Source organism: Clostridium sp. AF32-7AC, assembly GCF_003477925.1.
In the GTDB taxonomy this organism is placed as follows: domain Bacteria; phylum Bacillota; class Clostridia; order Lachnospirales; family Lachnospiraceae; genus Otoolea; species Otoolea fessa.
On record NZ_QUEG01000014.1, the window covers coordinates 400 to 14,584 of the forward strand.

The following is a 14,185-nucleotide window of genomic DNA, read 5'->3' on the forward strand; positions in this document are numbered from 1 at the left end:
AGGCTGAATATGGAGCTGTCCCGCAAAATAGCTGCGGAGATCACGAAATATGCTGCAGAATATCAGGCAGATGTAATTGTGTTTGAGTATCTGGAAATGCAGGGAAAAATATCCGGAAATAAGAAGCAAAAGCTTCATTTATGGAGAAAACGGGATATTCAGAAGCTGTGTGAACACCAGGCACATCGGAAAGGGATTCGTGTGTCCAGAGTCAGTGCCCGGAACACCAGCAGGCTGGCCTGTGACGGAAGCGGAGTGGTAGTAAGAAATCAGGAGAACCATAGCCTATGTACCTTTCGGACGGGAAAGCAGTATAACTGCGACCTGTCAGCATCCTATAATATCGGAGCGAGATATTTTATACGGGAACTTTTAAAACCCTTGCCGGGAACGGGAAGGTCTTCACTGGAGGCAAAAGTACCTGCGGTGAAGCGCAGAACCTCATGTGTTTATGCAGATTTAAGAAAGCTTTATGTAGAAGTAAACAATTTAAAAGCGGCATAAACGCAGGCAGATATACAGCGGACTACCTGTAATGTGGAAACCAGCCGTATCCGGCGAGGAAAAAGTGCGTATCCGCACGAATTCTAAGTTACTGGCGTATCCGCCGATATTTAGTCTTGCCGTTTAAAACGGCTGAGAAGCACGTGACTTTAGCCATGTGAGGTTCACTCATTCGGGAGATATTGCATTTGCACATTTGAATCAGCTCCCCGACACTCGTCAACCCCATTTCATCATCACAAAGGAAGTATGTATTTTATGAAAGCACTCTATGAACGCTGGACAGCCATCAGCCTGCCTAAACGAATTCTGGGCGGCATGATCATCGGTGCCGTTTTAGGAATGGTGATTCCGCAGGCAGTCGGAATCTCAATCCTTGGAAATCTATTTGTCAACGCATTAAAGGGCATCGCGCCCCTGCTCGTATTTTTCCTTGTTATCAGTTCCCTCTGCCAGGCAAAGCAGAGCCACGGCGGCATCATCCGCACCGTTATCTGCCTTTACCTGTTCAACACACTGCTCGGCGCTGTGATCGCGGTCGTCGCAAGTAAACTGTTCCCGATCACCCTGACACTTGCACAGGCTGCAGAAGAAACCTCTGCCCCGCAGGGAATCGCAGAAGTCCTGCAGACACTTTTATTAAATGTCGTAAAGAACCCGATCACCTCCATCGCAGAGGCAAACTACATCGGTATCCTGGCGTGGGCGGTTCTCTTCGGCGTGGCGATGCGCGGCGCCAGCGAACGGACGAAAGAAATTATTGACAATTTTGCGGCGGCACTGTCCAAGGTTGTTACCTGGATCATCAACTTTGCCCCGTTCGGTATTCTCGGACTTGTGTTTGACACTGTATCCACCAACGGTTTACAGGTATTTACCGAATACGGACGGCTTCTCGCCGTGCTGGTTGGCTCGATGCTGTTTATCTACTTCGTAACCAACCCGATTCTCGTATACTGGTGCATCCGCCAAAACCCGTTCCCGCTGATTTTCAAGTGTCTGAAACGAAGCGCGGTCACCGCCTTCTTTACCCGGAGCTCGGCGGCAAATATCCCGATCAACATGGAAGTCTGCGAGGAAATGGGACTGGACAAAAATACCTACTCCGTTACCATCCCGCTCGGTGCGACCATCAATATGAACGGTGCGGCTGTTACCATCACCGTCATGACGCTGGCGGCAGCCAATACGCTGGGAATTCCGGTGGATATTCCGACCGCCATCATTTTAAGCGTCCTGTCGGCACTTTCCGCCTGCGGCGCATCCGGTGTTGCCGGTGGTTCCCTGCTCTTAATTCCGCTTGCCTGCTCCTTGTTTGGCATCTCCAGCGATGTCGCCATGCAGGTCATCGGTGTTGGATTTATCATCGGTGTAGTACAGGATTCGGTCGAGACAGCACTCAACTCTTCCTGCGATCTTCTGCTTTCCGCAGCGGCACAGTTTAGGGAGTGGAGAAAAGAAGGACGGGAGATTACCTATTAAAATTATATTATATGCATATTGAAATCAATTTTTCCATATGCTATAATGCCAATAGGCAAACGAATGACAGTACTCACAGAGTACACAAAAAGCCCCCGGTGTGTGCTGACACCGGGGGCTCGCCTTTTTTGAAAAGGAGGCTTAAACCTTTGCTACCTACTCATCTCCATCCAGCCACTTACAAATATAGTAAGCCACAATGCTGGCTATCACAGAGAGCACGAATGACAGTATTCCTCCCACACAGTACACCCCCTTTCCGCACCTGTCTAGGGGTGGTAGCTGTATCAGTATAACACAGAAATTAATCACTCGCACTATATTTGTGCTTCTGCATCTTTTTTAATTGCATTTTAAAAGCGGCTAGATTTTTTCCAGCCGCTTTTATCTTATTTATTCTTCTTATAGATAATCCACAACCCCCGCAATAACAATTCATCATCTAATTCTATCTGATGCCGGCACAGCGGAATGATTTTTCTGGCAAGACCGCCGGTGGCTACAACGGTGGCTTTCTGGCCGAGTTCCTCTTCAATCCGGTCTACCATGCCGTCGATGCAGGACGCATTGCCATAGAGAGCGCCGCTCTGCATACATTCAACCGTATTCTTGCCGATCAGGCGCTTTGGCGGGTCAAGGCTGATGCGCGGAAGCTGGGCGGTCCGGCTGGTCAGGGAATTCATCGATACGCCTATTCCCGGCAGAATCATGCCGCCGATGTACTGCTTGTTCTCATTCACCACGCAGATGGTGGTTGCCGTTCCCATATCGATCAGAATGAGCGGCACCGGATACCGGTTAATTCCCGCGACGGCGCCGACGATCAGATCGGTACCGACGGAGGATGGATTGTCCATCAGCACTTCCAGACCGATATTCATATCCACATTGACAACCAGAGCTTCCTGCCCCGTCACCTTGCGGATCGCCTCCCGCATCAAGGATGTAACCGGCGGTACTACCGAACCGATGATCGCGCCGGTGATCTCACTTACCTTGATTTCCCGCAGCTCCAGCACCATTTTCAGGGAAATCGCATAGTCAAGCTCTGTTTTCCCGCTGTCTGTCGCCATCCGCTCGGTAAAGAGGATTTCCCCATCCTCAATACAACCGAGAACCACATTCGTATTTCCGATATCCAATGCCAAAATCATACTGTCTTACCCCCTGCTTTTTTCCAGAGCCGGTACAAATTTTGCCCGGTAAAGCGCTGCACCGACTGCACCGGTGAGGATTGTGGACGATACCATCTCGCATACTGCATTGATTCCTACGAAACCGCATACGAACAGGATGATATTTTTTCCGCCGATCAGCCCCTGCATATATTCGGTATTGCCAAACAGAACGACTAAAGCCGTCATAAAGAAAACTGTATTTAAAAACGCGGAACAGAATCCGGTTACCAGACTTGCCATGTAGGCATCCGTTCTGCGGCGTACAAACTGGAAAATGTAGCCTAACAGAAGACCATCCAGCATACGCGGAATGAATCTCTGCACAAATGCCAGAAACGGGTTAATGCTGAAAAGCATCGCGCCCATCGCACTGCTGCCGCCGATGCCGATGCACTGTAAAAAGCTGGTCATGCCGAAGACTGCACCGATCGCTGCGCCGCCTGCCGGTCCCAGTGTGATCGCCGCGATCGCAACCGGAATCACATTAAATGTAATCGCCAGCGGCCCAATATTCAGATATCCGAGGGGAGTGTACGCCATCAGCAGAAGAATGCCGGTCATAAGACCTAAGATGACAAGTTTAGATGTGTTGTTTGTTGTGTTCATGAAATTTTCCTCCTTGTTATTATTCCCGTTCGAAAAACCTGCTGCACCTTCTGTTCACCAGACTGCCGCTTACCTGCGCCAATATCATGTGCATAAAATCCTTACAAATTCCGTTCTTTCCGGCGATACCATCCAGAAAAGCTGCGAGCCAGGGCATTTTAATTCCCCGTCTCTTCCGGTATGATTCTCCATCTCAGATACAGATCCGTATGCAGATACGCACATTCCGGCAGAAGCTTCTTCTGCCGCTTTCCGCGGATTTGCTGCCAGCACGTTCAGTGCCTGTTTTCTATGGGATACAATACAACTGCTGCCGCCTGTCCCTGTTCACATCCAGTGAAAACCAGGCCAGTCAGCAGACACTTCCACACTATATCACATCACTTTTCAACATACAACCAACAATTCTACCAGAATATGTGCTGTTTTTTATTGTCTTTTCACAAAATAGATATTTCTTTCCTCTCCTGTTATATGCGCTTACCAAAGAATCTGGCAGAGAACGGAAGCCAAAAAGGGTTTACAATTTTTCCTCCAGATGCTATGCTGTTCAAAAATGACCCAGAAAACCAGAGTACAAACCGAAAGGATATATATCATGTTAACTGGAAAAACGATTATTTTGGGAGTAACCGGCGGAATCGCCGCATACAAGGCGGCGAACCTTGCCAGCCTTTTAAAGAAACAGCACGCGGATGTACACGTGATTATGACTAAAAATGCGATGGAATTTATCACACCGCTTACCTTTGAGACCCTGACCGTCAATAAATGCCTGACGGACACCTTTGACCGGAATTTTAAATTTGAAGTGGAACACATCGAGCTGGCGAAAAAAGCGGATCTCGCGATCATCGCCCCGGCGACTGCCAATGTCTGCGCCAAACTGGCACACGGACTTGCCGATGATATGCTAACGACCACGCTCTTAGCCTGCCAGTGCCCGCGCATCATTGCTCCGGCGATGAACACACGGATGTATGAGAATCCTATTACCCAAGATAATCTCCGCCTGTTAGAACATTACGGCTTTACCATCATCGAACCAGCAAGCGGTCTGCTCGCCTGCGGCGATTCCGGAAAGGGCAAATTTCCGGATGAGGGGCTGATCCTGGAATATATTTTCCGCGCGATCGCCTACCCGAAGGATCTCGCTGGAAAGAAGATCCTTGTGACCGCCGGTCCGACCCAGGAAGCGGTCGATCCGGTGCGCTACCTCACGAACCATTCGACCGGAAAAATGGGCTATGCGCTGGCACGGATGGCGATGCTGCGCGGTGCTGACGTGACACTCGTCACCGGCGAAACTTCACTGACTCCGCCTCCATTTGTCAATACTGTCCACATCAAAAGCGCACACGACCTCTTTGAGGCAGTCACCTCCCGGAGTGAGGAACAGGACATTGTCATCAAGGCGGCAGCCGTCGCTGACTACCGTCCGGCAGTCGTTTCTGATGAAAAGGTCAAGAAATCCGACGGCGATCTGAGCCTGGCGCTGGAGCGCACTGAGGACACTTTAAGCTACCTCGGCGCACACAAACGTCCGGGACAGCTGCTCTGCGGCTTCGCGATGGAGACCTCCCAGCTCGAGGAACGCGCCCGCGGCAAGCTGGAACGCAAAAATCTGGATCTGATCGCTGCCAACAACTTAAAGGTAGCCGGCGCCGGATTTGGCACCGATACGAACGTCATCACGCTGATCGATAAGCAGCAGACCTGCCATCTGGAGCAGATGAGTAAGGAAGCGGCGGCAATGGAGATATTGACGGTTTTACGCGATATGATGAAATAGATTTTGATTGAAATAGATAGAGAAAGAGGAAGCAACCGCGGTTGATGGGCGGATGCCTCCTCTTTCATTGAATATGGAATATATCATAAGCGTTATTTTTAGAATGTGGCTATTTAAAACGAATCCGCCATACTCCTATGATCAAGATAATTTCACAAAGCAATCGCAATACTTTCGTGATTCGATAAGCTGTATCCTCTTTTATCTCTGGACTCTCCTGCAAGTATTTTCGTTCAATAAAAGCCCTTACCGAAATTTCTCCAAAAACTGCCAGTGCTAAAAATAAAGAAAAGCCTGCCATGCCTTTTGCATAACTGTACAATGACAATAAGAATAAAATAGAGACGCCTAAATTGTATAATGCCAGCCAGAATTTTTTCTTCATATCGATCACCTCTCGATTCAATCCAAGTGTAACAGAGTCTTTTATTAAGCAAAAATGTTCTAATGACGAGGCCATACTCCTACCACCAAAATAAGACCACAAAGATATCCGAGTGTTTTTGCGATCCGATAGGTTGTATCCTTTTTGATTTCCGGATTCTCTCGTAAAAATTTCCATTCAAATTTTGCCTCTATAATACTTGCTGCCAATACCGGTATCGCTAAACATAAGGTCACCGTTGTCAAGCCTTGAAGAGACGTGTACAGTAACAATAAAAGTACCACCGAACCGCCTAAATGGTATAATATCAGCCAGAATTTTCTCTTCATATCGATCACCTCTCGATTCACTATCCTGACAGGGCTGAAATCCCACAAAACAGCAACCTCTCTTTATTTTTGCAAAACCAGACATGTCTCTTATTTATTCTAATAATATCAGATTTATGTTCCAAAATATATAGACATTTTCTTACAAAATAGTTACAAAAATAACTCTACCAAAATGAAAAGGTACTTTTATAAATGAGAATATCCGCCCTCTTTTAATATCTGCTCTCGAATATCCCTTGCCTTTGGATATCCTTCTTCCATAAGCTGGATGGACATTTCATTCAGCGCTTGTCGATGTTATTTTCATTCCAAATCACCCTATTTTTTGTTCGAACGGCTATATAATTGTTTTGGTGAAATAATAAAGCCGTTCGGCTATGTCAACATTTTTCAGTTTTACTCTATACTCGCTTCTTGCCCCTGCGTAATCAGTTCCGCGATCAATCTCGCCCCATTCACAATATCCCCCACCTTCGCATACTCCCGCACGGAATGAACATCGTACATACCGCAGGAAAGCACCGCGCATGGGATTCCGTGCTGCATCATCGTGTTTCCGTCGCTGCCGCCGAAGGTGCTGCCGAATTTCGGCTCGATTCCCAGGGTGCGGCAGGCCCCGGCAAAATGAACTGCCACCGGCGCGTCCGGTTCCAGATGGAAGGCTTTGACATGGAGGCGGTGTGTGAAAGAAAGCTCTGCCCCCGCCTCTTTGACAGCGGTTTCAAACACCGCACGGACATCTTCCAGGGTCTCCATTGCCTTTTCATGGCTGTAGCTGCGGATCTCGCCCCGGCAGGTGCAGAGTTCCGGCACGGCATTCACAACCGAACCGCCCGAAATCAAGCCCACATTCAGGGTTGTTTCCTCATCCACGTGCCCCAGCTTTAATGCGGCAATCGCGCGGGTCGCCGTCTGAATCGCGTGGATGCCTTTCTCCGGCTCAAATCCAGCGTGCGCTGCGCGCCCCTTGACTGCCGCCTCAAAGGAAAGGATCGTCGGTGCCTGCAGGATCGCTGTCCCGACTGGTCCAGTTACATCCAAAACGTAAGATTCCTTCGCTTTCATCTGGCTGAAATCGAACTCCGAGCTTCCTCTTGTAAATGGCTCTTCCGCCGCCGCAAAGAGGATCTCGATATCCCGGTGCGGGATTTCTGCCTCCTGCACGGCACGGATGCCTTCTAAGATGGCGATTACCCCGGTCAGATCGTCCGCGCCAAGTACAGTCGTTCCATCCGAGGTGATCGTTCCATCCTCATGAAAAACCGGCTTCTTTCCGATTCCCGGCGCCACCGTGTCCATATGTCCGGACAGCAGGATTGGCGTTCCAGACAGTCCGCCCTTTAACGTTCCAAACAGATTTCCCGCATTGCCTCCTATTTTCTCGGCTGTGTCATCTTCCTTTGCCTGGATTCCCAGCTCTGCGAGCTTTTCCTTCAAGCGATCCGCCATCTGGCGTTCCCCGAAACTTTCCGAGTCGATCCGCGCCAGCTCATCAAATTCAGCGCGGATGCGGGCTTCGTTTATCTGGATTCTATCTGGATCAGCCATGGGTGAGTCCTCCTGTAAAAAAAATTATTTGCCTATCATTTCTATTTGTTTATGCCCCTTATTATATACCCAGACAATACATTTGTGAAGCAGATTGATTTTACCTTTCACTTTAAGTCCTAAAATGATCTGACCAATCTCTTTCTATTTCCATATCCGCTTTTCCTCTATATTTTTCTCAAAAATTTGATATACTAAATATACTAAAAACAGCAAGATTCATTTCCACTTTTACAATGATGCAGTTGAGTATAAAGCATACAACAAATAAATAGAACATTGATAAACACCATCTGACCCACACACTTTGAAACAGAAAAAGGAGAAATGACCATGTGTACAGCCGCAACCTACAAAACCACCAATTTCTATTTCGGCAGAACTTTAGATTATGAATTTTCTTACGGGGACGAAGTAACCGTCACACCTCGCAACTATCCACTTACTTTCCGCCACGCAAGCGCGGTTTCGACCCACTATGCCATCATCGGCATGGCACATGTGGCGGGGGATTATCCGCTTTATTATGATGCTTTTAATGAGAAGGGGCTTTGCATGGCGGGACTGAATTTCGTCGGCAATGCCTCCTACCAGAAGCCGCAGGAGGATCATGACAACATCGCACAGTTTGAGTTCATCCCCTGGATTCTCAGCCAGTGCGCGTCCGTGAAAGAGGCCCGCATCCGCCTCGCCCAGATGGTACTGACCGACACCCCATTCAACGAGCAGTTTGCCCCGGCGCAGCTTCACTGGATTCTTGCCGATAAAAATGAATGCATCGTCATCGAGCCGATGGCGGACGGACTGCATATCTACGACAATCCGGTGGGTGTCCTGACAAACAATCCGCCGTTCCCGCAGCAGCTGTTCTCCCTCAACAATTACATGAACCTGTCCCCGAAGCAGCCGCAGAATACATTTTCTGCCGTTCTGCCGCTTACAACCTACAGCCGCGGCATGGGCGCTCTTGGACTTCCGGGAGACCTCTCCTCCGCTTCCCGGTTTGCACGGGTCGCGTTTACAAAATCAAATGCCCGCTCCGGCGCATCCGAACCAGAAAGTGTCAGCCAGTTTTTCCATATCCTAGGTTCGGTTGACCAGCAGCGCGGATGCTGCGAGGTCTCCGATGGAAAATATGAAATCACACTCTACACCTCCTGCTGCAATGCGGATAAGGGGATTTACTACTACACGACATATGAAAACCATCAGATCACGGCAGTGGATATGAACCGGGAGAACCTGGACGGGGAGACGCTTTCGCGGTTTCCGCTGGTGCAGGGGGAGCAGATTCGATGGGAGAACTGATCTTCTCTGCTTCCAGCTTGCCCCATCCTCGTTGCAAAAACTGACAATATCGGTACCGGAGAGACAACATTTCTCTTCCCATTCGCCTTGTTTTCTAGTATACTGATAAATATGCATCTGAAATCACTGGAAATTGTCCGTTTGAGGAAAATTGTCCATTACCGCATATCAATATCATTTGGAGGATTTTAAAATGTCTGAAATCACAGGACGCAACGTCGGCAAAACCTGCCGCACACATTACAGAGGTACTTTTAACGATGGCACACAGTTCGATTCTTCCTACGATCGCGGCGAACCGCTGGAGTTCGTCTGCGGCGCCGGTCAGATGATCAAGGGCTTCGATGCCGCTGTCGCTGATATGGAAGTCGGCGAGGTAAAGGAGATCCACCTGATGCCGGAGGAAGCTTACGGCATGCCGGATCCGAACGCAATTCTGGAGCTTGAGATTGCCAAACTGCCGGGTTCCGAGGAACTGCAGGTAGGTCAGCAGGTTTACTTAACCAACCAGATGGGACAGCCGTTCCCGGTAAAGGTTATCGCAAAGGATGAGGTAAATATCACGTTTGACGCCAATCATGAGATGGCTGGTAAGGAGCTGAACTTCAAGATCGAATTAGTTGAAGTAAAGTAATTACTATTATTTATGGTAAATACCATGGAAAGTGAACGTACTATCCAAACACATTGCGGCTATGGAAATTTTTCATACTTCATAAAATGCCACGCCGCTGCATTCTGTGTTGCTGCCCACCTACATACAAACAGCAACACAACTGCCCTTACATTATAACAACACGCGCCGTCAGCGCCCATCCCGGGAGCTGGCGGTATTTTTTTCTTGACAACTTCTCATTTTCCCATATAATTATCTATGATAATTATCACAAGCAACTATTTGATAAGGAGACTTTCTATATGACCATCGAAACAATCAAGCGGATGTTGGACGCCTGTTATCAGGGCAAGCGGATCCGGGATATGCTTCCGCCGCTGCCGAAGGGAGTCACTTCCTCCTATATTCAATATCTGGATGTCATCCAGTCGCTGGAACGAAACGGCATCCACGTGAAAATATCGGACATCAGCGATGCGCTGAACCTGCCACGCCCCGGCGTGACCCGGACCGTCAAGGAGATGGAGACGGGTGGTTATCTGCAAAAGAAAACCTCGCCGGACGACAGACGCATCACCTACATTTCCATCACCGAAGCGGGCAGGGCACTCTCACAGACGTATGACGCCGAATACTTCAGCGCGCTCGCCCCCTCTTTAGATACCATCTCTGAGGAAGATGCCCGCCAGATGGTTCAGACGATGGAGACATTTTATCAGATTATGTGCAAACGGAGGGATTCCCATGAACAATGATAAAGCTGATTTTACACAAGGCAGTATTCTGAAAAAACTGATTGCCTTTATGATTCCGGTACTCGGCGCACTGATTCTGCAGGCGGCATACGGCGCGGTCGATCTGCTGGTGGTTGGACGGTTCGGTTCGACTTCCGGCCTTTCCGCTGTCTCCACCGGCAGCCAGGTCTTAAACCTCGTCACCTTCGTCGTAATCCAGTTCGCTATGGGTATCACGGTTTTGATCGCCCGCTATCTCGGTGAAAAGAAACCGCAGCAGATCGGCGCGGTTGTCGGCGGAGCTTCGATCGTGTTTACGCTCATTTCCGCCGTTTTATTCGTCGTCATGGTCTTTTTTGCCCGCCCGATCGCCATTCTCATGCAGGCGCCCGAGGAGGCGGTGGATCTGACCGCCAGCTACATCCGCATCTGCGGAGGCGGCATTTTCTTCATCGTCGCCTACAACCTGCTGTCCGCCATCTTCCGCGGGCTCGGTGACAGCCAGTCGCCGCTTCTCTTTGTCCTGGTTGCCTGCATCGTCAATGTGATCGGCGACCTCGCACTGGTAGCTGGTCTTCATATGGACGCCGCCGGCGCCGCCATCGCGACCGTCTCCGCGCAGGCGCTCAGCGTCGTATTTGCTATTCTTCTTTTAATTAAGAAAAAACTGCCATTTACGATCACCCGGCATGATTTCCGGTTCAACACCCAGTGCCCGAAATTTCTTTCCATCGGGCTGCCGCTCGCGCTCCAGGAATTTTTAACCCAGCTTTCCTTCTTAGCCCTGTGCGCGTTCGTCAACCGCCTGGGACTGGAGGCATCCTCCGGTTACGGTGTAGCCTGCAAGATCGTCAATTTCGCCATGCTCGTCCCGAGCGCCCTGATGCAGTCGATGGCTTCCTTCGTCTCCCAAAACGTAGGGGCAGGGAAAGTCAAGCGTGCCAAGCACACCCTTTTTACGGGAATCGGCGTCGGTCTGTGCGTCGGCTGTATCGTCTTTACCCTGGTTCTCCTAAAGGGCGATATCCTGTCCGGCTTCTTCTCGACGGATGCGGCGGTCATCCAGAACAGCTATGATTACCTGAAAGGATTCGCACTTGAGTCCATCGTGACCGCGGTTCTGTTCAGCATGATCGGATATTTCAACGGAAATAACCAGACACTCTGGGTTATGACACAGGGACTCATCCAGACGCTTCTGGTGCGTCTCCCGCTAGCGTATTTCATGAGTATCCAGCCGGACGCCAGCCTGACCAAGATCGGTCTCGCAGCCCCCGTTTCTACGATCGTCGGCATTGTACTAAATATCGGATATTATATCTACTGGACCCGGAAACAGCAGCACCCGCCAGTGGAAGAAATCATATAAAAACATAGGAACTGCTCCGTAACAGGCAGGCACTTTCAGAGCGAAGGTGTCTGCCTGTTATCGTTACGGCACTTTCGGTTCCAAAAGTGCCTACCCGTGAATAATTGCGTTGTTCACAAAAACTTCACAAAAAATTAGCACTCACCTCTTGACAGTGCTAATTATGTGTGTTATATTACAGCTAGAACAAAGGAAAGGACAAGGAAATGAATGAGTTCCCCTTTTCCTCCCAATGTTTTTACATAGATGATAACTACAAAGACATTTACAGATAACTAAAAGGAGAGATGACTTATGTATATGCCGAGTATTTTTAATAATAGTGTATTTGATAACTTTGATAACTGGATGGATTTTTCCTTCCCGAGCTTTAACCAGAGACTGTATGGCGCTTCCTCTTCCCAGCTGATGAAGACGGATGTCAAGGAAACCGATAAGGATTATGAAGTTTCCATCGACCTGCCGGGATTTAAGAAAGACGAACTTCAGATCGAGCTGAAAGATGGCTATCTGACCGTCAGCGGTTCGAAAGAAGTTACATCAAAAGATATGCCGGAGGAGAATCAGAAGGATGCAACGACCGCAGAAGCAGATGCTTCCAAGAAGGACGCTAAAGCTGAGCAGAAAACCGTTAAATATATCCGCCAGGAACGCTACAGCGGCAATGTAAGCAGAAGCTTCTACGTCGGCGAGAACTTGGAAGAAAAGGATATCCATGCCAAATTTGAAAATGGCACTCTGACCCTGACCTTCCCGAAAGAGCTGGAAAAGAAAGCGGTTGAAGAGAAGCATTTCGTTTCCATCGAAGGTTAATAATCAGATAGGCAGCTGCGGCTCACACATTGTGTTGCCAGCAGCCAGATAGGTTCAGAAGCTGTCGCAGGGATGCGGCAGCTTCTATCATACCCAATCTTTTATCATAACCTAAATAATTGAAACTTAAATCACTGCATCTACGGAGGTGATAATCGATGGCAGAGAAAAGAGACTATTATGACATACTGGGGATAAAGCGGGACGCCAGTGCGGAGACAATCAAAAAGGCATTCCGGAAACTTGCCAAAAAGTATCACCCGGATTCCAATGCAGGTAATCCCCAGGCAGAGCAGATGTTTAAGGATGTCAACGAAGCCTATTCGATCTTAAGTGATCCAGAAAAGAAGAAACTCTACGATCGCTTCGGTCACGCCGCATTTGACCCGAACAGCGCCGCATACGGCGGAGCTGGCAGTGCCGGCGCTTCTGGAAATGGTCCATTTGGCTCCGGCTTTGGCGGTACCGGTCAGGGCGGTGCCTGGCACTATCAGAGCGGTCCGGGCGGTTATGCAGAATACCATTTTACCGGGGATGACATGGACGATATGGGTGACATTTTTGGAGATATGTTTGGCGGCATGTTCCACGGCAAGAGTTCGGGCGGCAGTTCCCGCAGCCGACATTTCACAGGCGGTTCCGGGTTTGGCAGCTCTGGGACTCATTTTACCGGTGGTTCCAGTTTTGGCGGTTCTAGCGCTCATTTTGGCGGCGGGTCTGGCTTTGGCGGCTTCGGCGGCAGTCAGGGCTTTCACAGCGCCGATTTCCGTGAGAAAGGTTCTGACCTCACGTCCGATGTAACCATAAGCTTTGATGAAGCCGTATCCGGCTGCGAGAAGCTCATCACTCTGCAGAACCCACAGACCGGCAAGCGCCAGTCTTTACAGGTTCACATCCCAGCGGGCATCGATACCGGTAAATCTATCCGTCTGAAAGGAAAAGGCATGCCGGGAACGGGCGGCGGCGAGGCGGGCGATCTTCTTTTAAATATCACCGTCACCGCGAAACCGGGATGGGAGCGCAAGGAGATGGATGTTTACTCGACCGTCCGCATTCCGTTTACCACCGCAGTCTTCGGCGGTGAGGCGCTGGTTTCCACCCTGTACGGCAATGTCCTGTGCAAGATCGCAGCCGGGACGCAGTCGGGAACCAAGATTAAATTAAAGGGAAAAGGCATTGTTTCCATGAAGAATCCGTCCATCCATGGCAATCAGTACGTGACGGTCCAGATCGATGTCCCGAACCATCTGACCCCCGAGGCAGAACAGAAACTTCGCGAATTTGAACACGCCTGCGGACTGAACAAAAACAGACAGGGCGGACCCAACGGCAGGAGCGCAGCTTGACGGCTCCTGCCGTTTTTTACTGAACGTCTGTAAAGCCAAAAATATCATAGAATTTTCGCCCTATTATTTTCATATATATGGTTGTGATTTTCATGAATATGATATTTTAATTGTAGGCAATCCATAATTTCATCACTTTTTAATTGTCATGAAATTACCACAGCTATATATT

13 protein-coding genes are annotated in these 14,185 nt (G+C 49.2%); 9 read left to right on the top strand and 4 right to left on the bottom strand.

Translation table 11 applies throughout. The features are described from left to right. Together DWZ45_RS13745 and sstT are read left to right on the top strand one after the other, a co-directional pair. The coding region (locus DWZ45_RS13745) for an IS200/IS605 family accessory protein TnpB-related protein (RefSeq protein ID WP_243023502.1) at positions 1 to 504 on the top strand (504 nt) is incomplete at its 5' end. A 258-nt stretch (positions 505 to 762) separates the two neighbouring features. Continuing rightward, positions 763 to 1,986, top strand: coding sequence for a serine/threonine transporter SstT (sstT, locus tag DWZ45_RS13750; RefSeq protein ID WP_118293763.1), 1,224 nt, complete (start codon positions 763 to 765; stop codon positions 1,984 to 1,986). Between the two features lie 389 nt (positions 1,987 to 2,375). Here sstT and DWZ45_RS13755 read toward each other — a convergent pair whose 3' ends face one another. Both DWZ45_RS13755 and DWZ45_RS13760 read right to left on the bottom strand, forming a co-directional pair. After that, on the bottom strand, positions 2,376 to 3,140 hold the full coding sequence (locus DWZ45_RS13755; protein WP_118293762.1) for a type III pantothenate kinase: 765 nt from the start codon (positions 3,138 to 3,140) through the stop codon (positions 2,376 to 2,378). Between the two features lie 6 nt (positions 3,141 to 3,146). Beyond that, a complete protein-coding gene (locus DWZ45_RS13760; RefSeq protein WP_118469455.1) occupies positions 3,147 to 3,770 on the bottom strand; it encodes an ECF transporter S component in 624 nt (207 codons plus the stop codon). Between the two features lie 598 nt (positions 3,771 to 4,368). Between DWZ45_RS13760 and coaBC the strand changes: the two genes are divergently transcribed. Continuing rightward, positions 4,369 to 5,562 carry a bifunctional phosphopantothenoylcysteine decarboxylase/phosphopantothenate--cysteine ligase CoaBC gene (gene coaBC / locus DWZ45_RS13770; protein ID WP_182426686.1) on the top strand — a complete coding sequence of 398 codons (1,194 nt, stop codon included), beginning with the start codon at positions 4,369 to 4,371 and terminating at the stop codon, positions 5,560 to 5,562. Positions 5,563 to 5,671: 109 nt separating this feature from the next. On the opposite strand, the gene DWZ45_RS13775 is transcribed toward coaBC, so the two are convergent. Next, entirely contained in the window at positions 5,672 to 6,124 is a 453-nt protein-coding gene (locus DWZ45_RS13775) for a hypothetical protein (protein WP_118469457.1), read from the bottom strand. 551 nt (positions 6,125 to 6,675) lie between these two features. Next, a complete protein-coding gene (locus DWZ45_RS13785) occupies positions 6,676 to 7,827 on the bottom strand; it encodes a M20/M25/M40 family metallo-hydrolase (protein WP_118469459.1) in 1,152 nt (383 codons plus the stop codon). A 333-nt stretch (positions 7,828 to 8,160) separates the two neighbouring features. Here DWZ45_RS13785 and bsh point away from each other — a divergent pair, with 333 nt between their 5' ends. From bsh to DWZ45_RS13815, 6 genes are all read left to right on the top strand, one after another. Further along, positions 8,161 to 9,135, top strand: a complete 975-nt coding sequence (gene bsh / locus DWZ45_RS13790; RefSeq protein ID WP_118469460.1) for a choloylglycine hydrolase — start codon at positions 8,161 to 8,163, stop codon at positions 9,133 to 9,135. Positions 9,136 to 9,328: 193 nt separating this feature from the next. Then, complete coding sequence (locus tag DWZ45_RS13795) at positions 9,329 to 9,769, top strand: FKBP-type peptidyl-prolyl cis-trans isomerase (RefSeq protein WP_022359593.1); 441 nt, start codon at positions 9,329 to 9,331, stop codon at positions 9,767 to 9,769. Between the two features lie 284 nt (positions 9,770 to 10,053). Then, positions 10,054 to 10,506 carry a MarR family transcriptional regulator gene (locus tag DWZ45_RS13800; protein WP_118469461.1) on the top strand — a complete coding sequence of 151 codons (453 nt, stop codon included), beginning with the start codon at positions 10,054 to 10,056 and terminating at the stop codon, positions 10,504 to 10,506. After that, positions 10,496 to 11,854, top strand: a complete 1,359-nt coding sequence (locus tag DWZ45_RS13805) for an MATE family efflux transporter (RefSeq protein ID WP_118469462.1) — start codon at positions 10,496 to 10,498, stop codon at positions 11,852 to 11,854. The genes DWZ45_RS13800 and DWZ45_RS13805 overlap by 11 nt, the downstream gene beginning before the upstream one ends. Positions 11,855 to 12,148: 294 nt before the next feature. Next, positions 12,149 to 12,667, top strand: a complete 519-nt coding sequence (locus DWZ45_RS13810; RefSeq protein WP_022360671.1) for an Hsp20 family protein — start codon at positions 12,149 to 12,151, stop codon at positions 12,665 to 12,667. A gap of 158 nt (positions 12,668 to 12,825) precedes the next feature. After that, on the top strand, positions 12,826 to 14,013 hold the full coding sequence (locus DWZ45_RS13815; protein WP_118469463.1) for a J domain-containing protein: 1,188 nt from the start codon (positions 12,826 to 12,828) through the stop codon (positions 14,011 to 14,013). Positions 14,014 to 14,185: the final 172 nt, after the last annotated feature.